The sequence below is a fragment of the Natribaculum luteum genome, from assembly GCF_023008545.1.
GTDB classification, from domain to species: domain Archaea; phylum Halobacteriota; class Halobacteria; order Halobacteriales; family Natrialbaceae; genus Natribaculum; species Natribaculum luteum.
This window is the reverse complement of record NZ_CP095397.1, coordinates 959,534-984,264: the sequence shown is the minus strand read 5'-3', so window position 1 is coordinate 984,264 and position 24,731 is coordinate 959,534. Positions and strand designations below refer to the sequence as shown.

The window sequence follows — 24,731 nt, the reverse complement described above, 5'->3', positions numbered from 1 at the left end:
GCGAACGTTACGGGCGGTTCGGTGGCCCATCCGTGACGGTAGGACCGTCTTGCCCCGTCCCGTTCGACGGAAGCACGACCCTGCCGTGATCGGTCGCGGACGGTACGGTGCTCATTCATATCCCCGTCGGTGTGCCACCACCGGCATCGACGGGGGCCGTGGCCGGCGCGAGGGCGAGCCACGATCGGCCACGACTGGACGACCGAACAACCGGAGGACAGACAGTGACACGACGAATCTCCGCCATCACAAGACGACAACTACTCGGCTGCGTCGGCACGACCGCGATCGCGACCGCCGGGGTCAGACGGGCGTCCGTCACGGCTGACGCACCCGCGTACACGAGCTACACCTACGCACAGACGGCGGGCGACGACGGCCCCCGGCTCCGCGTCGCCTGGTACAGCACCTACAACGGCGAACCGACGAACGCGACGTCGACCGGCGAGACCGGGGACGGCCCGCTCGAGGAGTACGTCGACGACTACGACGTGGAGACACACGGCCCCCTCGTCCGGGAGACGAACGTCCTCCCCGGGGACTCGGGAACGATCGGCATCGGACTGGTCGCCGAGGAGATGAACGCCCGCGTTCGGCTGTTCCCGTCCGTCTCGGGAAGACTGAGCGAGGTGATCGACGTCTCGCTGTGGTACGACACCGGGATCTTCGGCATCGGCGGCTGTGCCGGAACCGCGACGGTGCCGGCGAACCCCGACCTCGAGTGCTCGCTCGCCCAGTTCGGCGAGGCGTACGGTCCAGATACGGAGGGGCTGCTCCTCCGTCCCGGCCTCGACGACTGTCTCCCGGAGGGCGAGCGGCTCTGTCTCGGCATCGCCTGGCGGACTGCGACAGCCGTCAGCAACGAGTGGCAAGGCGAATCCGTCGAGTTCGGGATCGACGTCGGCGCAGAACAGTGTGGGGTGCGCCGATGATCACGAGGGGGGAGACGGAGCGGACGGCGACGTCACCGCCCGTCCGACGTGGAGGGACGCCGTGAGCCGCGACCCCACCCGGTTGAGCCGTCGCCGGTTACTCGCGGGCGTCGGTCTCGGCGCGTTCGGCGTCGCCGGCGGCGCTGGCACCGGTGCGTACCTGAGCGACCTCGAGTCGTTTACGGGCACACAGCAGGCGGGACGCGTCGGGATCGACGTTCGCTGTGACTCCGACGCGTGTTCCGAGACGGACGGCCGCATCGCGTTCGCGTTCGACGGGCTCCGTCCCGGCGACGCCGGCGTCGAGCGGTTCCGTCTGGCCGTCCACGACGACGGGAACCCCGTTCGCGTGTGGCTCCGGACCGACTGTCCACCCATCGCCGATCCGCTCGGCTCCGTCCTCGAGGTCCAGCTCGTCGTCGACGACTGCCGTTCCGGCGGGAGCACGACGTTCCCGGCGTCGGGGTGGGGAACCCTGGACGGTCTCCGTCGTGCGCTCGCCGACGGACTGCGCCTCGACGGTCCCGACCAGCCGTGCCTCTCTACGGGCGAGGAGCGCTGTCTCGTCTTTCGCTACCGACTTCCGTCCGACGCGACGTGGACGACTGCCGCCGAGAGCGGCCTCGAACTCGAGTTCTACGCCGAGCAGTGCCGGCACGTGTCCGAGGCCGACGTCGGAGACGGCCCGTTCGCGGACGTTCGTTGTCCCGAACTCGACTGCCCACCGGCGGACTGCGTCGAACTCGGCACGATCGACGTCGAGGGCGGTCGGCTCGAGGCCGGAGAGACGTACCTGATCACCGACGAGTACCAGCTTCAGGTCCTCTCCGTGACGGACAAGCGCGACGACGGCGAGCGCGAGACGGTCTGTGCGAGCTTCCGGCTGCTGAAAGACGGCGAGGAGCGAAATGCACCGCCGATCTGTGCGGTGGCAATCGGCGGCGGCATCCCTCGCGGCACGCCCCCGGCTGGCGACGAGCCAGGTGGGTCGGACGGCGGCGACCATCCCTCGGACCCCGAGTCGCGGATCGTCGAGTACGCGATCGAGCCACCGTCGACCCGGACGCGGGGCGAACTCTGTGCTGCCCACGGCGACCGGGACGATCCAGACGAGCGCGCGGACCACGAACGGCCCGGGATCAGTAACGTCACAGTCTCCGTCTGTGCCGACGGCGACGAGAGCGACGATGACGACGAATCCGATCTCGACTGCGTCCCCTGTGCGGACGGCAGCGACCACCGCGCGGTCGAGGCGACGTTCGAGTACGCGGGGCCAGCGGACGACGCGACCATCGTCGTCACTCAGGCTGGCAGGAACGGGTCGACGATCAGCGTCTTCGGAATCGACGCGGGCGAGTCGTTCACGCTCGAGCTCGCCGACAGTGGGCGACCGGACTTCGACGTGACCGTCGTCACGGCCGACGGAACCCGGTCGATCGGCGACTTTCATACGAGCTGTTCCGAGCCGTTCGGTCCCGGGACGGTCGTGACGGACGGGACGTACTCGCTGACCGTCCTCGAGGCGTTCGATCGGCGACGGAACCCACTCTGTGAGGTGACAGGACGATGAATACCAGACAAGTCGCGAACGTGCTCGGTTCCGTGCTGTTGATCGCCCTCGTCGTCCCGTTCGTCGTCTACGCGGTCCCGGGCGTGGTCGGTGCCGAGTACAGTTTCGTCGTGCTCTCGGGGAGCATGGAACCGACGATCGAACCCGGCGACGTGGTCGTCGTCGACGAGCGAGCGCCGACGGCGATCGCCGACGGGGACGTCATCACGTTCACTCGAGGCGACGCGAAGACGCCGGTAACACATCGCGTCGTCGACGTCCGCGAGACGGAGACGGGTCCCGTCTTCGAGACGAAAGGCGACGCGAACGACGACGTAGACTCGACCCCGATTCCGGCGGCGAACGTGATCGGCGTCGTCGTCTTCACGATCCCGTACATCGGATACGTGATCCGGGCGACGAACTCGACGATCGGGTTCGTCCTGCTCGTCGCCGTCCCGCTTTCGTTGCTCGTTCTGACGGAACTGTGGGCGCTCGTGCGACACGGTTCCGAAACGACGGAGTCGAATGGCCGGGTCGCCACCGACTCGACCGTGAGTTCCGCGGACGCGGCAGTGACGATCACCGCGAACGACCTCCTGTTGTCGACGGGAGTTCTCGCCCTGGTCACGCCGTACGCCGTCTACGTGGCCCTCGAGTTGCAGACGACGCTGACGACGGCGGTGGCGTTCGCGTCGGCGTTCTCGTTGCTCGCCGTCGGCGGGCTGTGGCTCTCGATGCGGCTGTCCGCTGGCGAAGGTGACACAGCGTCCACATCGGCCCGGGAAGCCGAGCCGCCGGAGCCGACGACCGAGACCGCGCATCCGACGGCCGACGGCGGAACGCTCGAGGAGGACGACCGATGACGTCGATTCGAGGCGTCGCCGTCGTCGTCCTCTGTGCGCTCGTCGTGACGGGTGGGTTCGCCGGCGGGTTCGTCACTGTCGGCCTGTTTACTGCGACCGAGTCCGTTTCGGGGACGTTCTCGACCGACGAGTCGTTCGCGGTGACCGTCGTCGGGGGCGACCGATCCAGCGACGACGGGCCGACCGACGAACCTGGTGATGACGAGGCCAGGCCCCACGCACACGGTGGCGTGGAAAACGAGACGAACGACGGCCAGAACGGCACCTCGTGGACCCCGACGAACGATACGCGATTCGCCGAAAACGAGTCGGATTCGAGCGCGGCTGGCGAGGAGAACGCCACACTCGAGGACGAGCCGCCGACCACGGACGGCGAGAGCGACGGCCTGGCCGCCACCGATCACCCCGACGAGACCGACGACGCGTCCCTCGAGTCGCCGAACGAGGACGCCGACGGTGGAGCGGACGCGGATGACCCCGACGCCGAGGACGCGTCGAGCGGGTGACCGATCCGCGGATCAGAACAGCACGCCGCCCAGCGGCACGTCTTCCGCCGGCGTCACGAGCACCGGGTTCCCGTCCTCGTCCGGGACGCCGACGGTCAGCGCCTCGGACTCGAAGCCGGCGATCCGTACCGACCCGAGATTCGTCGCACAGAGCACCTGCGTCCCCGGCAACTCGTCGGGGTCGTGGTGGTAGCCCAGTTGCGCACAGGATCGGATCTCCTCGTCGCCGAGGTCGATCCACAGCTTCGTCATCTTCGGCTTGTCCGTCTCCGGGAACGCCTCCGCCTCCAGTACTTCGCCGACGCGGATCTCGACGTCGAACGGACTCTCGACCATGCCTCGAGTGACGACCCACGCTGTCAAAAAACGCCGCGTCGCTCCGCGTCCGGCCGCGCGCCGCCCGCCTCGATGGCGACGTCTCCACCCTCGAGCGACCCCACGCCAACGGACGACCGTGAGACGAACGGGTACGTTTAACACCACGAAAAGAAACGAATCTGATATGAAACGCCGCCCGTTCCTCCGCTCGCTCGCCGGGTGCGCCCTCGCGACGGCGAGCGCTGGCTGTCTCGCCGCGATCGATCCCCGCCGTTCGGCGGGGTCGATCGGCGACCGCGACGCGACGCCGCTTACCGACGGCACCGACGCCTGGCCCGGCGACGGATTCGACTCCGCGAACACCGGCTACAACCCCGACGCGTCACTGCTCGAGGCCGACCCGACGACGAGGCAACTCACCCGCGGCGGGTCGGGTATCGACACCTCTTTCGGTGGTGGCGTCGCGGTCGGCGGGGACCGGTTTTACTTCGGGACCAACGCCGGCGACGTCCTCGGATACACGACGGGGGGCGAACGACTGTGGACGTACGAGGCCGACCCGAACGCCGGCGTTCGGTCGATCCCGTCGCTCACCCGCGAGGTGGTCTACGTCACCTCGGACAACGGGACGTACGCGCTCGACGCCGCCGACGGCACGGAACTGTGGACGAACGACGCGTTGATCCGTCGGGGATCGTCCGTCCTCGTCGACGATCGGCTCTACGCCATCGTCGGCGGTCCGGCCGCCGCCGCCGTCGACGCCGAGACGGGGGCGATCGAGTGGACGCTCGAGCCCAGTGGCGGCCGCCCGTTCGTCGCCTCGCTGGCCGTCGCCGACGGCGTCGTCTACACGACCGGCGTGTCGGGATCCGACGGCGAACTGTACGCGCTCGACGGCGAGGAGACGCTGTGGTACCGGGACGACCTCGGCGGCCTCTACACGCCACCGTCGGTCGCCGGCGACGTCGTCGTCGCTTCGACCCGTGGCGGCGACGTCTACGCACTCGACCGCGAGGACGGCGGAACCGTCTGGCGATACCAGACCGGTTCGGGCTCGTCGGTCATGCCAGCGCTCGCACACGGGCACGCGTACCTCCCGGGCGGTGCCACGAGAACGACGTGTCTCGACCTCGAGTCTGGCGACGAACTGTGGTCTATCGACACCGGCCAGTACGGGGGGCCGCCGGCAGCCGTCGCCGACGGGGTCTACTTCGGGACGCCCAACCAGGGGCTGTTCGCGGTCGACGTCGACGGGACGGTTCGCTGGCACGAGGAAGGCGTTCGGACGACCGGCCGGATGGCCGCCGTCGGCGATCGACTGTACGTCGTCCCGTTCGCCGGCCCGTTCGCGAGCGGCGACGTCCACGCGCTCGAGAACTGACTCCCTACTCGAGTCGATCGCACAGCACGAGCGTTCGCTCGGCGAGCGTCTCGGCGTCGGTCGCGACCAGTTTCGTCGTGGCCTCCTTGCCGACGTCGCCGCGGTCGATTACGGCGACAGGCAGCTCCTCGCGGTCGCCCAGCGTGCGCCGAGCGGCCCACTCCATCGTGCTCCCTTCGGTCTCTGTGACGTCGTCCGGTTCGGCGGCGCGGTCGTACTCCGCGACCGACCAGTCGAGGTCCTCGAGTGCGTCCTCGACGTCGGCGTCGAACCGGCAGTTCGCGGCGAACCGCAGTTCGGGATGAAACTCCCGGGCGACGAGCAGGAAGCGGGCGACGTGACTCGAGGCTCCGAAGCGGACGCCGCGGTTCGGTTTCACGCCGGAGAGCGTGCGGGTGATCCGCCCCTCGACGGCCGCCGTCTCAGCGACCGTCTCGGCGTACGGCGTCGCGCCGACGACGTTCGTGCCGACCTCCGGAATCAGCGGCGAGACGTCCGCCGCGACGAACCGGTCGACGACCGTCCGGACCGCTTCGGCCGTCCGCTCGCGTGCGGCGTCGTTCCGGAGCTCGACCGCGTGGTTGACCGCGCCGGGCCCCTGCCCGACGTCGTAGTGGTAGCGGATCGCCCGCGCGAGGAAGTCCGTCGCCAGACCGACGGCGGTCTCGAGGTCGTCGCCCCGTGCCAGCCGTGCTGTGATCGCCGCCGCGAGCGTACAGCCGGAGCCGTGGGTCGCGTCGGTGTCGACCCGCGGGTGCTCGAACGTCACCGTCCGTTCGTCGGTCACGAGCACGTCCCGGACGGTCTCGCCGGGGACGTGGCCACCCTTGATTAGCGCCGCATCGGACCCAAGTTCACACAGCCGTTCGCCGGCCTCCCGTGCGCTCGCCCCGTCCTCGACGTCGATTCCCGTCAGCACCGCCGCCTCGTCGGCGTTGGGCGTGACGACGGTCGCCTCCGCGATCAGTTCCTCGTACGCGCGTTCGGCCGCGGGCTCGAGCAGTCGGTCCCCGGAGGTCGCGACCATCACCGGATCGACCACGAGCGGGAACGCGAACTCGCCGGCGCGGTCGGCGACCGTCTCGACGATCTCGGTCGTCGCGAGCATTCCGGTCTTCGCCGCGCCGATCGCGAAGTCGTCGCGGACCGCCTCGAACTGGACCTCGACCTCCTCGACCGGGAGGACGAACGACCGCTCGACGCCACGCGTGTGCTGGGCCGTGACTGCGGTGACGACGCTCGTGCCGTAGACGCCGTGGGCGGCCATCGTCGCGAGGTCCGCCTGCACGCCCGCGCCGCCGCCGGAGTCGCTGCCTGCGATGGTGAGGCCGACGGGACGCTCGTCTGGCAGTGATCGTCTCATACCCGCTGGTATTCTCTGGTGGTACTAATCGGTGGTGGTCCGCCGCCGGTCACTCGAGCGTCGACGCGTCGTCTTCGGCCGGCGTCGTCGGTCTCCCGTCGCCACCGTCGGTCGGCGCGTCGGCGTCGAGTTCCGACTCGTCGCTCGACTCGTCGCTCGTCCGTTCGTCGTCGACCGGTCGAACTGGCTCACCCCGAACCAGGGCGGGGAAGATCGACCGGAGGAACTGTCGGATCGAGACGACTGCGATCGGCGCGAGGAAGACGCCGTACCAGCCGAAGATCGCGCTCCCGAGGACGTAGCTGAGGAGCATCACGCTCGAGGGCGTGCCGTGACTCGAGAGATACGGCCGAATGCCGTACCGGACGGTCGGATCGAGGACGAGCACGCCGGCGAGGCCGGTGGCGGCGGGGAACCAGAGCAGCCGCGAGTCGATCCGTAGCGCCAGTATCGCGAGGTACGCCACGAGCGGCACGTACACGAGCGATCGGCCGATAAGCGGGACGAACGAGGCGACGCCGGTGACGAGCGCGAGCAACAGCGGGAACGGGATCGACACGCCCGCGGGAGCGACGACGTTGAGTCCCGTGTAGAGCACCCACGCGAGCACGACGACGACGAGGATCGTGAGCATCTGTCCGCCGTAGATCCGGCCGAGTTCCCGATCGACCCCCCGCAGGTACGTCGCACCCGCCGTCTCCGATCCGAGGACGTTCTCGTGTACCCAGTCAGCTACCGTTCTCTCGTAACGCAACAGGAGGTAGACGAACGCGAAAAGCAGCGTGGTCACGAAGACGAGCCCGCCGATCTGGGCGAGCACGCCGGTTCCGATGTCGAGCAGCGTCGTCGCGTCTCGTGGCTTGAGTTCGTCGCCGACGATGGTGAACAGCTCCGAGGGCGACTCGGGAATCGTCTCGAGGCCGAGCGTCGGTTCGGCGACCTCGAGGAGGCGACCGACGTCGCCGCCGGCCAGCGCGAGCAGTTGGCCGATCGCGACGGCCGTGACGGCCCAGATGACGGCGAGCAGCGGGAGCAGGATGGCGACGATCGTCAGCGCCGCTGCCCGGCCGGCCGTTCCGACGATCGTCTCGAGCCGGCGGGAGACGGGTCGACCGACGTAGTACAGAAAGAGGCCGAAGGCGACGATACCGAGATAGCGCACGACGATCGCGAGAAAGACGGTGGCGACGGCGAGGGCCAGCGTCCACCAGACGGCCCGCGACCGATCGGGCAGTGTCGCCACGATCGAGTCTCCGCTGTCGGCCATACGTGATGGTCACGCCGGAGTGCCATAGGTACACAGGCTGCTCTCGCCCCTGCGGTGCAGTCACTTCTCGGCGAGGTCGGCGTACGCGTCCCAGGAGGGGTCGACGCCGGGATGGGCGAGCGACTCGCCGTCGACGACGACGCCCTCGCCGGACTCGACGCGGCCGATCTCGGCGACGACGGTGTCGCGAGCCTCGAGTGCCGCGAGCACGTCGTCGACGCCTGCGGGCTCGACGGCGAGCAGCAGCGAGCCACAGCTGGTGGCGTGCCAGGGGTCGATCTCGAGGTGCTCGCTGACCTCGCGGACGCCGGGCTGGACCGGGACGGCGTCGCGATCGACTGCGAACCGAACGCCGGCACCGTCTGCCATCTCGTTCAGCGCGCCCGCCAGCCCGCCTTCGGTGACGTCGTGCATCGCGGTGACGGGACCGGCGGCAGCAGCCGTGAGCGCGTCCCGGACGGCGTAGACGTCATCGAGGCGGTCGCGGGCGTCCGCGAGGACGTCGTCGGGGAGGTCCATCTCGTCGCCGAACAGCGTCGTCAACAGGCCGACCGCCTCCGCGGCGGGACCGGTCGTCAGCAGTAGCCGATCGCCGGGCCGTGCACCGTCGGGTCGGACGACGTCCTCGCGGTCGCCGACGCCGACGGCCGTCGCCGCACCGACCCACGGGTACGAGCAGTCCGAGTACCTGGCCGTGTGGCCCGTGACGACGGCGACGCCGAGGTCCGCACACTCTGCGTGGATCGTCTCCCAGACGGTCGCGAACTCCTCGTCGGTCATCTCCGGCGGGAGGGTGAAGGCGATCGAGAGGTGCGACGGGGGGACGCCGCTGACGGCGACGTCCGCCAGCACGAGGTCGAGTGCGAACCGCGCCGCCCGCTCGAAGCCCAGATCGGGGAGGATCGACAGCGGATCCGTCGCGGTGACGACGGCCCGCCCGCCCACCTCGAGGACGCCGAAGTCGACGCCGTGGCGCGGCCCGACGACGACGTCGTCGCGGTCGGCACCGAGGTTCGGCGCGACGTGCTGTTCGAAGAAGCTCCGGTCGATCTTTCCGAGCTCGGTCACGGGTCGACCGACTGCCCCGGCGGCCTTAGCCGTACTGATCCCGAACCGGCGACCGAATCCCCGACACTTTACTGGATGCGGTCGTACGCTTGCGCATGCATGGCACTGGCGTCCCACTCGTAACACCGTTCGACGAGTCGGGTCGTGTCGATCACGAATCGCTCCGCGAGCTGGCCACGTGGCTCGAGTCGAACGGCGTCGACTTCCTCGTCCCCTGTGGCTCGACCGGCGAGGCACCGTCGCTCGACCCGGCCGAACGCGCTCGCGTGATCGAGACCGTCGCCGACGCGACCGACCTTCCGATCCTGGCGGGAACCGGCCACGAAGGCTACGAACCGACGCTCGAGGCGACCGAACGCGCCGCCGAGGTCGGCGCCGACGCCGCGCTCGTGGTCACGCCGTCGTACTACAACGCCGACGACGAGTCACTCGAGGCGTACTACCGCGACCTCGCCGACGACTCGCCGCTCCCGATCTACCTCTACAGCGTCCCCAAGTTCACCGATCACGCACTCTCGCCGGAGACCGCCGAAGCCCTCGCGGACCACGAGAACGTCGCCGGGATCAAAGACTCGAGTGGCAGCCTCGAGTCGATCCAGCGACTCGTCCGCCTGACCGACGACGAGGCGTTCGACGTCCTCGTCGGCAGCGGCAGCGTCTACGCGGCGGGACTCGACGCGGGCGCGGACGGCGGCGTCCTCGCGCTCGCGAACGTCGTCCCCGAGCGCGCGAGCGATGTCTACCGGCTCCACCGCGACGGCGAGGTCGACGCCGCCCGCGAACTGAACGCCGCACTCGTCGAACTCAACCGGGCCGTCACGGCCCGCTACGGCGTCCCCGGCGTCAAGGCGACGCTCTCGCTGCGCGACCAGCCCGTCGGAACGCCGCGACGCCCGCTTCGTCCCGTCGACGCCGCCGTCACGCGCCAGCTCGAGACGCTGCTCGAGCGCGCACTCGAGGCGTAACCACTTCTCATCACACTACTCGCCGTCTGAAATGCAGGATAGTTACTGCAAACAGTGAAATGGAGCCGTCTCGTACCCCGGTCTAGATGGCTTTTTCGTGGGAAACGCCGACTCGACACGATCTCGAGTTCACGACGGGGGAGCTGACCGGCGCGCTAGGGGATTCGATTACGGTCCTCCCGCTGCTGGTCGCGCTCGCGATGACCACGACCATCTCGCTTCCGCACGTCCTCGTCGGCTTCGGCGTCTTCCAGATCGTCTGGGGGCTGTACTACGGGATGCCGATCTCGGTCGAGCCGATGAAAGCCCTCGTCGGGCTGTCGATCGTCGGCGTCCTCTCGTACGCGGAACTCGCCGCGGCCGGCCTCCTCGCGGGCGTCGCGCTGATCGTCGCCGGCCGCGCCGGACTGATCGGTCGCGTCCAGCGCGTCGTCGGCGAACCGGTCGTCCGCGGCGTCCAGCTCGCGGTCGCCCTGCTGTTGCTCGAGGCGGCCGTCGACCTCTCGATCGGGAACGTTCCCGTTGCCCTCGCCGGGATCGCCCTCGTGGGCGCTCTCGCCGTCGTCGGCTACCACCGGGTGAGTCCCCTGATCGTCCTCGCCGTCGGCGGGGTCGTCGCCGTCGTCGCCGCCGGCGTGCCGACGCTCCAGATACCGGCCGCCACGCTCTTTCCCGTCGGCGGACCGACGCTCACGGCGGGAGCGCTCGAGGGGACGGTCGCCCAGCTCGGAATGACGATCGGCAACGCAGCGATCGCGACGTCGTTGCTCTGTGCCGACCTCTACGGCCGCGACGTCTCGGCGGACGACCTCGCCGAGAGCATGGGCATCACGTGTCTCACGGCGGTCCCGATCGGCGGCGTGCCGATGTGTCACGGCAGCGGCGGCCTCGCCGGGAAGTACGCCTTCGGCGCGCGAACCGGCGGCGCGAACGTCCTGCTGGGACTTGGCTACCTCGCGCTCGCGCTCGTCGCCACCGGCGCGTTGCTCGCCGCGTTCCCGCTTGCCCTGCTCGGCGTCCTGCTCGCCGTCGTCGCCCTCGAACTCGGTCGAGCCGCATTCGAGCCCGTCGACGGACTACGGGCGTTCGCCCTCGTCGCCGCCGTCGGTCTCGTCGGCCTGCTGGTCAACGTCGGCGTCGCGTTCGTCCTCGGGGCCGTCGTCTACTGGCTCGGCTCGCGGTGAGACGCTCCCGCCGAACGCACCGCTTTTTCACCTCGAGCGTCGAACGTCCGGCGATGACCGAACGCTGGGATGCGCTGTTCGACCGCGCCGAGACGTACGAGGTCACACTCGAGGAGATCGCCGAGGAACTCGCCTGCCGGAGGACCGACGATGCCTGAGCGACCGAACCCGGCCCGTGTGGTCGCCGACGCCGACGTGCTCGCGGCCGATCTACTCGTCGGCGGCGACGCCCGCGAGGCGCTCGATCACGTTCGTCGCCACTCGTGGGCCGAACTGGTCGCGAGCGATCCACTGCTCGCCGAAACGGAGGCGCTCGTCGCCGACCTCGCCGATCCCGATCTCGCTGCAGACCACCGGGCACGACTCGAGGACGAGCGCGTCCGCGTCGAGCATCCGGAAGGGGACCACCCCGCGCTCGCCTCGGCCTACCGGGGAACGGCGGCCCACCTGCTCTCGTACGACGAGGGACTCCGGTCCGCGAAGGCGGGGCTGACGCTGCAGCCGCGAATCTCGGTCAGCGTTCGCCCGCCGGACGCCTTCGCCCGCCTGTTCGACGCCGAGAGCCTCTACGAGGCCGTCGAAGGCAGCACGTACCCGGGCCCGGACGTCGACCCGCGGGCGTGATCGTCGGCAGCGTCGGGCGCGCCTAGAAGCTGTAGGCCATCATGACCTCGTCGACGTACTCGCCGTCGATCGTGTAGTGGTCCCGGCGGATGGCCTCGGTGTCCCAGCCGTGGTCGGTGAGAAACTCGAGCGCCCGGTCGTTGGTCATCGGAACGCTGTTGTACACCTTCCGGTAGCCGTTCGCCTCGGCCCACTCGAGTCCGCGCTGGAGCAGTTTGCTCCCGATGCCCTTCCCGCGGTAGGCCTCGCGAACGCCGACGGTCTGGCGGGCGACCTCCTGGACCTGGTCGACCTGCGGACAGTCGAGGTGGGTCCACCCGACCACCTCGCCGTCGACGGTGGCGACGAAGAACACGCGCGACTCGACGGTGTTGTGCCGGGTCACGGCCTGCTCGTAGAGGAGTTGCTCGGCGATAGTCTCGGCGACGACGTACGTCTCCTCGGCGGTGACGTCGCGGATGGTCTCGACGAGTCCATCGAAGTCGGTCTGGCGTGCCGGGCGAACGGTAAAGTGGAGGCCGTCGGTCTCGTACTCCTCGATCGCGCCGAACTCGAGTGCGATCTGGAGCGTCCCGCCCTCTTCTTCCAGGTATCCTCTCGTCTTCAGCTCCTCGAGGTGCGTCCCGAACTCCTCGGCGGAGAGGTCGACGTGATCGCGAAGCGAGTTCCGTTTTACGGTGCCGTTTCGCTCGACGTACTCGTAGATCCGCCGACTGGCGTCGGACTCGAACGTTGGCCGCTCGATTGCGTCCATACCCTCCGTACGGCGACGGAGGGTTTAGTCATTGTCTACTGTTACCAATCTACACAAACTGTCGAACGGACCGATGTAGATCGGTGCCGGTCGGCCGACTCGTAACGACGGTTGCGAGTCAGGTCCGGAGCGCCCGTGGCCCCCGGCCCGGGACACAGTCGCAGTCGACACTATCACCGGTCGGCGTACCAGTCCGCGAATGCCGCCAGGGCGCGCCCTCGGTGGGAGATCGCGTTCTTCTCTTCGGTGCTCATCTCCGCCATCGTCGTCCCGTTGTACTCGAAGATCGGATCGTAGCCGAACCCGCCCTCGCCCCGGGGTGCGACGAGCGTCCCGGCGACCGATCCCTCGAACGTCTGTACGCCAAGCTCTCGTGGGTCGCTTCCGTCCCTGCTCGAGCGTTCCGCGGTGCGGAGCAGCTCGCCGTCGACGTAGGCCAGCACCGTCCGGAAGTGTGCCCGCCGGTTCTCCTCCTCGCTCGCGAGCCGCCAGAGGCGTTCGACGCCGACTGTGTCCTCGACGTACGCCGAGTACGGCCCCGGAAATCCTCCGAGCGCGTCGACGAACAGCCCCGCGTCGTCGACGAGCACGCCGTCTTCGCCGCCGAGTTCCTCGAACGCCTCGAGTGCGCCGTGTGCCGCGATTTCGCCGAGGTCGTCGCTCTGGATCTCCGTGTAGTCGAACGCGACCTGCTCGACTGGTTCGACGCCCTCGAGGTACTCGCGTGCTTCCCGGACTTTCCCCTCGTTGCCCGTGACGAACTGGATGGCCATGTTCGAGGGGCCGTCCGGCGGGGGCAAAGCGTCGTCGGTTACAACTCGAGGCTGTCGATCACTGTCTGCTCTGCCTTCCGGAGGTGTTCGGCGGCCGTTCCGGAGGCACAGCCGAGTTCGTCGGCGACGTCCTCGACGGGCTCCCGGCGAAGATCGACGAGTACCACGACCTGCTCGTTACCAACGAGGTGTTCCAGGCTCGCTGCGTCGACACCGGCGTTCTCGAGCCAGACGTCGCGAAACAGTACGGCTGTACCGGCCCCGTCGCTCGCGGTTCGGGGATCGACTACGACCTCCGGCGGGACGACCCCTACGGCTACTACCCCGAACTCGAGTGGGACGTCGTCAGCGAAGACAGGGAGGACAACTACAGTCGCGTCCTCGTGCGCATGTGGGAGATCGAGGAGTCAGCGAAGATCGTCGCGCAGTGTCTCGACGTACTCGAGGAGTGGCCCGACGACGATCGGACGATCCAGAGCAACGTCCCCCGGACGCTCAAACCCGACGACGACGCCGAGATTTATCGCGCCGTCGAGGCCGCGAAGGGCGAACTCGGCATCTACATCCGCTCGGACGGGACGGACACGCCCGCCCGGTTCAAGATTCGGAGCCCCTGTTTCTCGAACCTCTCTGCACTCCCCGAGATCGTCCGCGGCGAGTACGTCCCCGACCTGATCGCCGCGATCGGCAGTCTCGATACGATCATGGGCGAAGTCGATCGGTAGTCGTCCCGTCGAGTTCGGTCTCGAGTGGGTGACAAAGGCCGCTCAATCGGCGGCGGCGGGAGCGGAGGCCGTCTCGCCGTCTTGCATACTCTGTATGCTCGCCCACACGATGGCCCCGGTGACCACCAGTGCTGCGCCGAAGATGAGCACGATGCTGAGCTGGTTCAGCAACTCGACGTCGTAGGCGTTGCCGAGGTTCTTGCTTGCCACGGCGGCCGATCCTGCAAGCAGCATGGCGGCGAAGTACTCCGTGATGTCGTCTTCGTCTACGAGCGCGGTTGCGCCGGCACCGATACGAGCGCCCATCGCACTGCCCGTAAGCAGCGGGAGGACGATCGAGAGGTCGACGGCACCGGACTGCGCGTAGGTGAACGCACCGAACGCGCCGGAGGCCGTAATCTGGAACACGTCGGTACCGACGGCGACCGCCGCTGGCACGCCGAGGACGTACATCATGGCGGGCATCAGCAGGAAGCCGCCGCCGACGCCGAGGAAGCCGGAGAGAACGCCGATACCCAGCGCGATGCTCAGCGTTAGCCACAGCGAAACCTCCGCACCGCCTTTGATAGAGATCATCGGCGGAATCTGGAACGCACCCAGCCGTTCGGCGATCGCGGGCTCGTCGTTCGCGTCGTCGGGCTCGTCGCTTCGTGCGTCACGGAACATGAGCAGCCCCACGACCGCGAGCAAGCCGACGTACGAGACGCTCACGACGAGGTCGGCGATGCCGAGTTCCTTCAGGTAGAAGACGGCCTCCTTGCCGACCTCGATGCCGGCGGTCATCCCGACGATGAACATGAGGCCGAGTTTGTAGTCGACCTGCCCGTGATCGCGGTGGCGAAGGGCGGCGATGACCGACGTCCCGAAGACGAACGCCAGGCCACTCCCGACTGCAGTCGTGGAGTCGTAGCCCAGGACGAGCAGTGCGGGCGTCACGAGAAACGACCCGCCCATCCCGAAGAATCCAAAGAGCGTCCCGATGAGCAGCCCAAACCCGACGAACAGGATGAGCTGGACCATCGCGATGCCGAACAGTTCCATCGCCATCGACTACTCACCACCCACTGTTTGCCTGATCTTCCCGCCGAGAAGCGACGTCACGGCTCCGTAGACGACGTACAGCACGATCGCGTCAGCGAGTACGACGCCCACTTCGGTGAGCGCCTGTCCCGTCGCTCCGAACGATTCGATTCCTAGCATCTGCGGTCACCCGCTTTCTCGTGTGGCTGTGTGACTGCCATCGACGACTGACCGTCGATCGACTCGAGTTTAATAGCCTTACGGGACTCGCGAAATATAGTATCCGCGTTGGTTCAGCATCACCTCACGTGAGCGATCGATAACTTATCTAAGATAAAATATAATGATTGAAACTAATATACCACCGCTCGAGCGGCGAAGTCGTACTTATACCTTCGATCCGGCGCAATATTTTCGACGGCGTACACGCCGCTCGCGCGCCACGTCACACGAGCGACACCACGAACTGATCGCTCGTGGTCGCCGGGAGAACGAGAGATCGATCGTCGACCGATCGACGCTAGTCGTCGTCTTCGTCGACGATGACTTCGACGGGCTCGTCCGCTTTGGCCTCCTCGCTGGTGGCGGTCTTCGACTTCTCCTGTTGCCACAGGAGCCCGCCCGCGACGAGCACGACGATCCACGACCGCCAGTTGGCAAGATTCAGCGTGTAGCCGACGCCGAAGGGCTTCTCGACGAGCATTCCCTCGCCGGGCTGCCAGTACGCCGAGAGCATCCGTCCCAGGCTTGGCCGCTCGAAGTTGTACGGTACACCGAGAATCTCACCGGAAGTCGGTTTGTCCGCCATACTCGAGGGTACAGTCCCCTGTAATAAGAGCGTTGTGTGCTGGTCTCGGTTTGGGCTCGTCTCGTGGTCGAATTGCCCCCGTTCGCCCTCTCGAGTCGGCGTCGCCTATCGTCTGCGTGAAATCTGCGTCAAACCAAACGTTTATATCTTATCGTGCTAATTGATGTCACACCACATGTCCACCAGTGATACCGTCCGCCGAACGCTCTCGCTGCGACGAACCGACTCGGTTCACGCGGCGTCTCGAGTTCGCCACGTCGACGAACTGATACTCACGGACATAAGTACGTAAAGACATCTGGCACGTTGATCTCGTCCAGTGCACAGAGAGCAGCATCACGAAGTTCGTCAAGCGTTTCGAATAGGCGGTTGCCGAGTGATTGATCGAGTTGTCGCCAGCACTCTTCCGCGGGGTTCAGCTCTGGTGAACCCCGCGGAAGGTAACACAGTTCGATCGGAGTACCTTCAACGAACTCTTGGACTCTGTTCGCCGTGAAATACGAGGCGTTGTCGAGGACAACGCAGATTTTCTCGCCGAACTCGGTCTGGAGAGCGTCCAGAAAACGAATCGTCGTGTCGCTGTTGAAGTTCTCTTCGCAGGGGAGAAAGAACGTCTCATCAGTATCGCTGACTGCACCGAGAAGTTTGATGCTGTCCCACGCGCCCGTCACCGGGAGTGACGGGCGCTCACCCTTGGGAAACCATGCGTGAATCAGTGTCGAGAGAACCTGTCGCGTCTGATCAATGGCTAAGATCGTGTATTCGTCGTCCAGGTTGTCGCGCTTTTTTTGAACCCGTCTTGCCATGCTTCCTGTGCTCTCTCATCGGATTTGTGAAACTCCGGCCGGGCTGTCTTCCAGGACAGCCCGGCCTCGGTCATCAATCGTCGAACGTGACGCTCACTGTACTCAACGTCGAATTCCTCGGCGAGATAGTGACGAGCTAGTGGAACGGACCACGCAGGCGCGTCAAGTCCAACTTCCTCTGGAGACTTGTGAAGCGCTTCAACGAACTGTTCATGTTCTTTGTCGGAGAGTTTTGAGGGCCTTCCTGAACGGTGCTCGTCGTAGACGACCTCCTCGAACGGCTCGTCGGCGAGCCGTTCGAGTCGATCAAGCCACCGCGAGAGCCAGCCAGCAGTGTATCCATAGCGTTCAGCGACCTCTTGTAGCGTTGCACCGTCTTCTTCAAGGTAATTGATCGCCGCCATGAGCCGTTGTGATGGCTTTTTTCCCTCGACCTCCGCCAAGACCTGGCGGAGGTCTTCGGTAGAGACGTTGTCGAGAGAGGTCATATCGGAGTAACGTGCTTTTCTTTGAAATATTTTTGGCTGACAGTATGAGTGAGTCCGCCCTCGAGCGATTTCACGACCTGCTCGAGTCCGGCTCACCGTCTACGCTCGTCGACGACGCGGAGTTCGTCGACGGCGAAGTGATCGTCTTCACCGACTACTACAGGGTCGAACTCACCTGACTTCGCCAGACGGCGTGGACGAGCGGATGGTCCCTCTCGTCCGGTGGATTTTGGATCACGGGAGGCGCTTCTTACCGTATCGAAGCCGTTTTTGCCCGTGCGCGTCACCGTTCGTGCATGAACGGCGGCAGCGACATGACGCTCGCATTCGAACTCGAGGCGCTGAAAGAACTCGCCTCTCCGGAGGCCGTCTTCGACGACGCTCGCGGCTGGAGCCAGTACGTCGGCGTCGTCTCCGAGAAGCCGACCTACGTGGTCACGAACTTCACGCGCAAGAACCGCATTCGCCAGGACTTCTTCTCTGGTCCGCGAGGCAAAGCCGAGAGCCTCGAGAGCGTCAGGCGGCAGTTCGACACCGACCGGCACGTCTTCGTCGGCACAGACGAGGACGACGAAGCCCTCGCCGCCGACCTCGAGTGGGAGTACCTCGCCGTCGAGGACGCCGCCGAGGCCGCCGACTGGGAACTCGCCAGCGAGGACGACGGCGAGGACGACGACGCCGACCCGGTCCGGGACGACTGGCCCTGACCGATGGGGCTTTCGGTCGGTGAGGCGCTCGAGGACGGGATCGTCCGCCTGGCTGATGGCCGTCAGCTTGGCGTCTTCCTCGGTCTCTACGTCGCCCACCTCCTGTTGACGGTCGGGACACAGAGCCAACTCGCAGCCCAGCGCGACCAGTTTGGCGACGACGCTCTGTTCGAGGAGGCGCTGCTCCCCGACGAGTTGCCACTCGCCCTCGAGATGCCGGTCGGTGTCGCGACGCTGCTGTGGCTGCTCGCACTGGTCGGGCTGGTCGCGGTCTCGCTGGTTGCGTTCCGAACTCTGCTCTCGTCCGACGCGGTCGGTCGACCGATGGCGCTGTTCGTCGCGACGGCGAACGGTGTCGTCGCCGCGCTCGTGATCTCGACTGCGGTGTCGTTCGGCCTCGTCCTGTTCGTGCTCCCGGGACTCTTTCTCGCGAGCGCGCTCGCGTTTACCTACCCGTACGTCGCCGTCGACCGGACGAACGTCTTCGAGGCGATGCGACGGAGCTGGGAACTCACGCGCGGCCACCGACTGCGCGTGTTCGGCGTGCTCGTCGTCACCGCGCTGGGCTTTTTCGCCATCAGCGTGGTCGGCGGGCTGCTCGCGATCGGTCTCGGCGCTGTTCCCGTCCTCGCCGAACTGGTGAACGTCGCCGTGGGCGCGCTCGCGTGGCTGTTCACGCTTTCCGTCCTCGCGAGCGCGTTCGATCAACTCGAGACGTTCCGCACTGCGGAAGCCGAGAAGTGGGCGGGCGTCGACGACGAACTCCTGCCCTGACGCGGCGGTCGTGAGTCAGTTCCGGTGCAACTGCGAATCGCTCGCGATTGCACTGGTAACCGGCCTCGACTGCCGTGAGAAGTCGTCGCCCTTATGCAGACGCCGGCCGAACTACCGTCGATGGCAGAGCCCCGCGTTCCGGGTGACGATCGACAGACGCTCGAGTTGCCCTGTGGCGAGTCCCTCGATCCGAGAGAGATCGACCTCGGAATGCGCGAGTACGCGTGTTCCTGTGGCGACCGCCACGCGGTCGTGATGGACGTTCACCCACCCTCGCGCTTTTTCCCCGAGTCGCTCGTCGCCGTGTTGCGCGAGACCGTCGAGACCGCCGACGACTTCGACGAGTTCGGGACCCCACACTTGCTCGGCGTCGTCATGGAGGAGTTTCCGGAGCGCGTCGTCTCCTACGACGCCACGGAAGACGGTACCGTCGGCTACGCGATGCTGTGGATCACTGACTTCGACTCTCGACGACTCCACGAGATCGTCGTCGAACTCGTCGTCGAACTCATGGAACACGCCGTCAGCCACGCCGAGGACGAGACCGCGGTGACGGAGTTCGAGTCCCAGATGCTCGAGTTCGACGTCGAGGCGTTCGTCGACGAGTACCGCCAGGTCAGAGACTTCGAGACCGAACACGATCGCCCCGTCTGACCACGACTCGTCCCGCCGTCGAGACCGCTTTTCTCTCGTGTCAGTCGCGCCGCGCTGACTCTACGACTCGAGACGTCAGAGCCGAGTACGGGCCGACGGCTTCCTGGCAGTTGGTTCTCCGGCGTAGTCCCGAACCGGCGGTGGAACCCGTCCAGCGCCTGATTCGAATTTCGAAAAATCGCTACGGGAATCGTAATAGTTCGTGGGGCTTATTACGATGTACGAACTTCGGACGAACAACGACAAATGAGTACGGATCACGACGGTGCCGGGGACACCACGGCGGACGGACGCACAATCTTGCTGATCGGCAGCGGGCCGATCCAGATCGGCCAGGCCGCGGAGTTCGACTACTCGGGCGCACAGGCCTGTCGCGCGCTCCAGGAGGAGGGTGCGGAGGTCGTGCTCGTCAACTCGAACCCGGCGACGATCATGACCGACCCGGAGATGGCCGACCGGGTCTACATCGAACCGATCACGACCGAGGCGATCGCCGATATCATCCAGGAGGAGAACCCTGACGGCGTCATCGCCGGGCTGGGCGGTCAGACCGGGCTGAACGTCACCGCCGAACTCGCCGAGGAGGGCGTCCTAGAGGAGTACGACGTCGAGATCATGGGGACGCCGCTGGACACCATCTACGCCACCGAGGATCGCGACCTCTTCCGCCAGCGGATGGAAAAGATCGGCCAGCCCGTGCCCGCTTCGACGACGATCTCCCTCGAGGAGGGCGAGTCGGTCACGGAGATGACCGAGGCCGACCTGACCGAACGCGTCGAGGCGGCCGTCGACGAAGTTGGCGGCCTCCCCGTGATCGCCCGGACGACGTACACGCTCGGCGGATCGGGATCGGGCGTCGTCGAGGAGATGGACGAACTCCTCGCTCGCGTCCGCAAGGGGCTGCGCCTCTCGCGGAACAACGAGGTGCTCATCACCGAGTCGATCGCCGGCTGGGTCGAACTCGAGTACGAGGTGATGCGCGACGCCGACGACTCGTGTATCATCATCTGCAACATGGAGAACATCGACCCGATGGGCATCCACACCGGCGAGTCGACGGTCGTCACGCCCAGCCAGGTCATCCCCGACGACGGCCACCAGGAGATGCGCTCTGCGGCACTCGAGGTCATCCGCGAACTCGGCATCCAGGGGGGGTGTAACATCCAGTTCGCCTGGCACGACGACGGAACCCCTGGAGGTGAGTACCGCGTCGTCGAGGTCAACCCCCGCGTCTCCCGTTCGTCGGCGCTCGCCTCGAAGGCGACCGGCTACCCGATCGCCCGCGTGACCGCGAAGGTCGCCCTCGGAAAGCGGCTCCACGAGATCGAAAACGAGATCACCGGCGAGACGACCGCCGCCTTCGAGCCCGCGATCGACTACGTCGTCACGAAGGTCCCCCGCTGGCCCAAGGACAAGTTCGACGACGTCGAGTTCGAACTCGGCACGGCGATGAAGTCGACGGGTGAAGCGATGGCGATCGGCCGGACCTTCGAGGAGTCGCTGCTGAAGGCGCTTCGCTCCTCGGAGTACGAGCCAAGCGTCGACTGGGACGCGGTCAGCGACGACGAACTCGAGGAGGAATACCTCGAGAAACCAACGCCGGATCGCCCGTACGCGATGTTCGAGGCGTTCGACCGGGGCTACACCGTCGAGGACGTCTGTGAACTGACGGACATCCACGAGTGGTACGTCGAGCGCTACGAGAACGTCGCCGACGCCGTCACCGCAGCACAGGACGGCGACTTCACCACCGCCGCGATTACCGGCCACACCAACGCCTCGATCGCCGCGACCGCCGGCACCGACGTCGGCACCGTCGAGGAGGAGGTCCCCGGCCGCACCTACAAGCAGGTCGACACCTGCGCCGGCGAGTTCGCCGCGCAGACGCCGTACTACTACTCCGCGCGCAAGTCCGAGTTCGACCGCGGCCCGCTGGTCGGCGAGGCCGCCGCAGGCGAACTCGAGGTCGACCGCGACGTCGAATCGGTAGTCGTCGTCGGCGGCGGCCCGATCCGGATCGGGCAGGGCGTCGAGTTCGACTACTGTTCGGTCCACGCCGTCCAGGCGCTTCGCGAGGCGGGCATCGACGCCCACGTCGTCAACAACAACCCCGAGACCGTCTCGACGGACTACGACACCTCTGACGGGCTGTTCTTCGAACCGATCACCGCAGAAGAGGTCGCCGACGTCATCGAGGCGGCCGACGCCGACGGCGTGATGGTCCAGTTCGGCGGCCAGACGTCGGTCAACATCGGCGAACCCCTTCAGGACGAAATCGACCGTCGCGGCCTCGACTGCGAGATCATGGGCACGAGCGTCGAGGCGATGGACCTCGCCGAAGACCGCGACCACTTCAACGTCCTCATGGACGAACTCGAGATCGCCCAGCCCGACGGCGGGACGGCGACCAGCGAGGAAGAGGCGCTCGAACTCGCCCACGAAATCGGCTACCCCGTGCTCGTTCGCCCCAGCTACGTGCTCGGCGGGCGCGCGATGCGGGTCGTCCACAGCGACGAGGAACTCGAGGAGTACATCGAGGAGGCAGTCCGCGTCAGTCCGGACAAGCCGATCCTCGTCGACGAGTTCCTCGAGGACGCGGTCGAACTCGACGTCGACGCCGTCGCCGACGGCCGGTCGGTGCTCATCGGCGGCGTCATGGAACACGTCGAGAGCGCGGGCGTCCACTCCGGCGACTCCGCCTGCATGATCCCGCCGCGCTCGCTCGACGAGGAGACGCTCGGACGCGTCCGCGAGGTCACCGAGGACATCGCAGAGGCGCTGAAGACCGTCGGTCTGCTGAACGTCCAGCTCGCCGTCAAGGACGGCGAGGTCTACGTCTTGGAGGCCAACCCCCGCTCCTCGCGCACCGTTCCGTTCGTCTCGAAGGCGACGGGCGTCCCGATCGCGAAACTCGCCGCCAAGGTGATGGCCGGCGAGACGCTCGCGACGCTCGACGTCGACGAGCAGATCCCCGAGCACACCTCGATCAAGGAGGTCGTCCTGCCGTTCGACCGCCTGCCGGGTTCGGACCCGCGTCTCGGCCCAGAGATGAAGTCGACCGGCGAAGTGATGGGCACCGCCAGCGACTTCGGAACGGCCTACTGGAAGGCCCAGCAGGCCTCTGGCAACGTCGTCAGCGAGGGAACCGCCGTGGTCGACCTGGACGTCGACGGCTTCGAGCAGTTCTTCGACGTCCAGGAGTTCGACGACGTCCCGACGGCGATCCGCGAGGGCAAGGTCGACTTCGTCGTCAGCCGCAACCGCGACGCACTCGAGATGGCCGTCGAGGAGGAGATTCCGTACCTCTCGACGGTCGCCAGCGCCGAGGCCTACCTCGAGGGCCTCGAGAGCTTCGACGGTGAACTCGAGGTCGCCGCCGTGACCGACCGGCCAAAGCAGGTGGCCGAGTGGGGAGGCGCCGAGTAACTGCTCTCACGGCGGCTCTGGCCGCTGACTCCGTCTACGTCGTCGTTTTCTGATCGAGTCGCTACTCCTCGAGATACGAACAGGTAGTCTAGTATCGGTCACTGTGCTCGGAGTTCGATAACTAATCCGACTACGCCAGCGAGTAAGCCGAGCAACATATATACGTATCCGCCGCTGGTCCCTGCGCCGAGTTCGAGGAACCCGCCGAACAACAGCACGACCGTCGCAAATCGTTGAATTGCAGCACCAGACATTATCGAATAATTACAATCTACGCTCATAGACTTTGGCGATATTTATAAGACACCTGCCAGTGTCGACGGATTTCGATAGAACCACTACCGATCGACCAGAACCTGCTCGCCTCTCACCGGACGTCGACGTGTCGCTCGGTTCGCTCGCAAAATCTCGTTCCAAGACTGGGATTTATGACGCCGCATTCCACATTATTAATATGGAAATTCGCGACGCCACGGCCGACGATCGGGACGCGATCACCGAGATCGCCCGCCGATCGCTCGAGACGTCGTACTCGCTGAACCCCGGAACGATCGAGAACGCGGTCGAACAGTGGTACGGCCCCGATGCGTTCGAGGAGACGCTCGACGAACACGACGTCCTCCTCGCAGAACGCGACGGCGAACCGGTCGCGTTCTCCGAGAGCGTCGTCGTCACCGACGGCGGCGAGGGCGACCTCCTCTGGTTGCACGTCCACCCCGACTATCGCGGGCACGGGATCGGCGGCGACCTGTTCGAACGGACCCGCGAGCGACTGACCGAGGAGGGAGCGGCGTACCTGCGAGGGCGCGTCCTGTCGGACAACCAGACGGGCGCGTCGTTTTACGAGGCGCGTGGCTTCGAGCGGGTCGACGAGGAGGAACTCGAGATCGACGGCAACCGCTACTTCCAGTACATCTACCTCGACGCCGAGTCCGACCGCCTGCAGAGCGTCGTCAGCGAGGACGGCGAGGTCGTCTACGTCGACCAGCTCGACGAGGACGCCGGCTCGGACGCGCCGTTCAACCCCGTCTTTACCGATCCCGACAGGGAGACCCGGTACGGATACTACTGCGCCGGCTGTGGGACGCTCGCGACCGCGATGGACCCGATGGGACGTATCCAGTGTTCCGGCTGTGGAAACGCCCGGAAACCGACGCGGTGGGACGCCTCCTACCTCTAACCGCCCACCGTCGCCGAGCCTCGGCTGACCCCTCGTTCCGACTATCTCTCATCATCAATCCTTAAGAGTGTCCTGCCGAAACGAATGCGTATGAGTGACACGTCAGTACGCCAGATCATGACCTCGCCGGTCGTGACGATCCGTCCCGACGACCCGATCACGGACGCCGCACAGGCGATGCAAGACGCCAGCATCGGCTCGCTCGTTATCGTCGACGACGACAACAGCCCGCAGGGTATCCTCACGCGAACCGACTTCGTGCGACTCGCGGCCGACGAGACGTTCCTGACCGGAAGCGACGTTCCCTCTGTCCGCGCGGTGATGGAGACGGACGTCGTCACCGTCACGCCGGACGAACCGCTCGAGACGGCAGTCGAGACGATGCGCGAGCGTACGTTCCACCACCTGCCGGTCGTCAACGAAGGCGGTGAGATCATCGGCGTCGTCACGACGACCGACCTGGCGGACACCTCCGTCGCCCTCTGAGCGGCCTTCGGGGGTTCCGCTCGCGGTCGCCGAATCGCCGCCGGCAGCGTCTCTCGAGTCGCGACGCCGTCGCACGGAGCCGCGAGTTCGACACCCTAAAGCGGCCG

Annotated in this window: 26 protein-coding genes and 1 pseudogene; 16 read left to right on the top strand and 11 right to left on the bottom strand. The window is 66.7% G+C overall.

Going from position 1 to position 24,731, the window contains the following annotated elements; all coding sequences use genetic code 11:
* Positions 1-224: 224 nt before the first annotated feature.
* From MU558_RS05090 to MU558_RS05075, 4 genes are read left to right on the top strand one after another with little or no spacing between them, the layout of a single operon-like run.
* Positions 225-932: a hypothetical protein gene (locus tag MU558_RS05090; RefSeq protein WP_246972519.1), complete on the top strand. Its 708-nt coding sequence runs from the start codon at positions 225-227 to the stop codon at positions 930-932.
* The gene (locus MU558_RS05085; RefSeq protein WP_246972517.1) at positions 916-2,502 is read left to right on the top strand and encodes a hypothetical protein; all 1,587 of its coding nucleotides are present in this window, start codon (positions 916-918) and stop codon (positions 2,500-2,502) included. The genes MU558_RS05090 and MU558_RS05085 overlap by 17 nt, the downstream gene beginning before the upstream one ends.
* Positions 2,499-3,347, top strand: coding sequence for a signal peptidase I (locus MU558_RS05080; RefSeq protein WP_246972514.1), 849 nt, complete (start codon positions 2,499-2,501; stop codon positions 3,345-3,347). The genes MU558_RS05085 and MU558_RS05080 overlap by 4 nt, the downstream gene beginning before the upstream one ends.
* The gene (locus tag MU558_RS05075) at positions 3,344-3,853 is read left to right on the top strand and encodes a hypothetical protein (RefSeq protein WP_246972512.1); all 510 of its coding nucleotides are present in this window, start codon (positions 3,344-3,346) and stop codon (positions 3,851-3,853) included. Before MU558_RS05080 ends, MU558_RS05075 begins: the two co-directional genes overlap by 4 nt.
* A gap of 12 nt (positions 3,854-3,865) precedes the next feature.
* Here the strand turns inward: MU558_RS05075 and MU558_RS05070 are convergent, their stop codons facing one another.
* Positions 3,866-4,189: a tRNA-binding protein gene (locus MU558_RS05070; RefSeq protein ID WP_246972510.1), complete on the bottom strand. Its 324-nt coding sequence runs from the start codon at positions 4,187-4,189 to the stop codon at positions 3,866-3,868.
* Positions 4,190-4,355: 166 nt separating this feature from the next.
* Between MU558_RS05070 and MU558_RS05065 the strand changes: the two genes are divergently transcribed.
* Positions 4,356-5,552 (top strand): PQQ-binding-like beta-propeller repeat protein, encoded by a 1,197-nt coding sequence (locus tag MU558_RS05065; protein ID WP_246972508.1) that lies wholly within the window; start codon positions 4,356-4,358, stop codon positions 5,550-5,552.
* Between the two features lie 4 nt (positions 5,553-5,556).
* On the opposite strand, the gene thiD is transcribed toward MU558_RS05065, so the two are convergent.
* Genes thiD through MU558_RS05050 form a run of 3 tightly spaced genes read right to left on the bottom strand, consistent with a single transcriptional unit; the run spans position 5,557 to position 9,250 of the window.
* Positions 5,557-6,915: a bifunctional hydroxymethylpyrimidine kinase/phosphomethylpyrimidine kinase gene (gene thiD / locus MU558_RS05060; RefSeq protein ID WP_246972506.1), complete on the bottom strand. Its 1,359-nt coding sequence runs from the start codon at positions 6,913-6,915 to the stop codon at positions 5,557-5,559.
* A 49-nt stretch (positions 6,916-6,964) separates the two neighbouring features.
* The gene (locus MU558_RS05055; RefSeq protein ID WP_246972504.1) at positions 6,965-8,182 is read right to left on the bottom strand and encodes an AI-2E family transporter; all 1,218 of its coding nucleotides are present in this window, start codon (positions 8,180-8,182) and stop codon (positions 6,965-6,967) included.
* Between the two features lie 60 nt (positions 8,183-8,242).
* A complete protein-coding gene (locus MU558_RS05050) occupies positions 8,243-9,250 on the bottom strand; it encodes an AIR synthase family protein (RefSeq protein WP_246972502.1) in 1,008 nt (335 codons plus the stop codon).
* A 95-nt stretch (positions 9,251-9,345) separates the two neighbouring features.
* On the opposite strand from MU558_RS05050, the gene MU558_RS05045 reads away from it, so the two are divergent.
* The 3 genes from MU558_RS05045 (at position 9,346) to MU558_RS05035 (ending at position 12,023) form a co-directional block, all read left to right on the top strand.
* The gene (locus tag MU558_RS05045; RefSeq protein ID WP_246972500.1) at positions 9,346-10,215 is read left to right on the top strand and encodes a dihydrodipicolinate synthase family protein; all 870 of its coding nucleotides are present in this window, start codon (positions 9,346-9,348) and stop codon (positions 10,213-10,215) included.
* An 86-nt stretch (positions 10,216-10,301) separates the two neighbouring features.
* Positions 10,302-11,399, top strand: coding sequence for a putative sulfate/molybdate transporter (locus MU558_RS05040; protein WP_246972497.1), 1,098 nt, complete (start codon positions 10,302-10,304; stop codon positions 11,397-11,399).
* Positions 11,400-11,549: 150 nt separating this feature from the next.
* Positions 11,550-12,023, top strand: coding sequence for a DUF7384 family protein (locus MU558_RS05035; RefSeq protein WP_246972494.1), 474 nt, complete (start codon positions 11,550-11,552; stop codon positions 12,021-12,023).
* 22 nt (positions 12,024-12,045) lie between these two features.
* On the opposite strand, the gene MU558_RS05030 is transcribed toward MU558_RS05035, so the two are convergent.
* On the bottom strand, positions 12,046-12,777 hold the full coding sequence (locus MU558_RS05030; RefSeq protein ID WP_246972492.1) for a GNAT family N-acetyltransferase: 732 nt from the start codon (positions 12,775-12,777) through the stop codon (positions 12,046-12,048).
* A gap of 173 nt (positions 12,778-12,950) precedes the next feature.
* Positions 12,951-13,550, bottom strand: a complete 600-nt coding sequence (gene rdgB / locus MU558_RS05025) for an RdgB/HAM1 family non-canonical purine NTP pyrophosphatase (RefSeq protein ID WP_246972490.1) — start codon at positions 13,548-13,550, stop codon at positions 12,951-12,953.
* A 119-nt stretch (positions 13,551-13,669) separates the two neighbouring features.
* On the opposite strand from rdgB, the pseudogene MU558_RS05015 reads away from it, so the two are divergent.
* A pseudogene (locus MU558_RS05015) lies at positions 13,670-14,275 on the top strand (NADH-quinone oxidoreductase subunit D-related protein); the annotation flags it as partial.
* Between the two features lie 42 nt (positions 14,276-14,317).
* Here the strand turns inward: MU558_RS05015 and MU558_RS05010 are convergent.
* From MU558_RS05010 to MU558_RS04995, 4 genes are all read right to left on the bottom strand, one after another.
* Complete coding sequence (locus MU558_RS05010; RefSeq protein WP_246974831.1) at positions 14,318-15,316, bottom strand: sulfite exporter TauE/SafE family protein; 999 nt, start codon at positions 15,314-15,316, stop codon at positions 14,318-14,320.
* Positions 15,317-15,325: 9 nt separating this feature from the next.
* Entirely contained in the window at positions 15,326-15,475 is a 150-nt protein-coding gene (locus tag MU558_RS05005; protein WP_246972488.1) for a DUF7512 family protein, read from the bottom strand.
* A 340-nt stretch (positions 15,476-15,815) separates the two neighbouring features.
* Entirely contained in the window at positions 15,816-16,103 is a 288-nt protein-coding gene (locus MU558_RS05000) for a DUF5808 domain-containing protein (RefSeq protein WP_246972487.1), read from the bottom strand.
* Positions 16,104-16,375: 272 nt separating this feature from the next.
* A protein-coding gene (locus tag MU558_RS04995; protein ID WP_425607624.1) for an IS630 family transposase occupies positions 16,376-17,397 on the bottom strand; the annotation gives its coding sequence in 2 pieces (ribosomal slippage) (positions 16,376-16,893 and positions 16,893-17,397; 1,023 coding nt in all).
* Between the two features lie 44 nt (positions 17,398-17,441).
* Between MU558_RS04995 and MU558_RS23130 the strand changes: the two genes are divergently transcribed.
* The 5 genes from MU558_RS23130 (at position 17,442) to carB (ending at position 22,958) form a co-directional block, all read left to right on the top strand.
* Entirely contained in the window at positions 17,442-17,576 is a 135-nt protein-coding gene (locus tag MU558_RS23130; protein WP_265781571.1) for a hypothetical protein, read from the top strand.
* A gap of 117 nt (positions 17,577-17,693) precedes the next feature.
* Positions 17,694-18,104, top strand: coding sequence for a DUF7124 domain-containing protein (locus MU558_RS04990; protein ID WP_246972483.1), 411 nt, complete (start codon positions 17,694-17,696; stop codon positions 18,102-18,104).
* Positions 18,105-18,107: 3 nt separating this feature from the next.
* On the top strand, positions 18,108-18,878 hold the full coding sequence (locus MU558_RS04985; RefSeq protein WP_246972481.1) for a glycerophosphoryl diester phosphodiesterase membrane domain-containing protein: 771 nt from the start codon (positions 18,108-18,110) through the stop codon (positions 18,876-18,878).
* 120 nt (positions 18,879-18,998) lie between these two features.
* Entirely contained in the window at positions 18,999-19,532 is a 534-nt protein-coding gene (locus tag MU558_RS04980) for a DUF5815 family protein (protein WP_246972479.1), read from the top strand.
* Positions 19,533-19,778: 246 nt separating this feature from the next.
* Positions 19,779-22,958 (top strand): carbamoyl-phosphate synthase large subunit, encoded by a 3,180-nt coding sequence (gene carB / locus MU558_RS04975; RefSeq protein WP_246972477.1) that lies wholly within the window; start codon positions 19,779-19,781, stop codon positions 22,956-22,958.
* 98 nt (positions 22,959-23,056) lie between these two features.
* On the opposite strand, the gene MU558_RS04970 is transcribed toward carB, so the two are convergent.
* Complete coding sequence (locus MU558_RS04970) at positions 23,057-23,212, bottom strand: hypothetical protein (RefSeq protein ID WP_246972476.1); 156 nt, start codon at positions 23,210-23,212, stop codon at positions 23,057-23,059.
* A gap of 200 nt (positions 23,213-23,412) precedes the next feature.
* Here MU558_RS04970 and MU558_RS04965 point away from each other — a divergent pair, with 200 nt between their 5' ends.
* Both MU558_RS04965 and MU558_RS04960 read left to right on the top strand, forming a co-directional pair.
* Positions 23,413-24,138, top strand: a complete 726-nt coding sequence (locus MU558_RS04965; protein ID WP_246972474.1) for a GNAT family N-acetyltransferase — start codon at positions 23,413-23,415, stop codon at positions 24,136-24,138.
* A gap of 90 nt (positions 24,139-24,228) precedes the next feature.
* Positions 24,229-24,624 carry a CBS domain-containing protein gene (locus MU558_RS04960; RefSeq protein ID WP_246972472.1) on the top strand — a complete coding sequence of 132 codons (396 nt, stop codon included), beginning with the start codon at positions 24,229-24,231 and terminating at the stop codon, positions 24,622-24,624.
* The last annotated feature ends 107 nt before the right edge of the window (positions 24,625-24,731 follow it).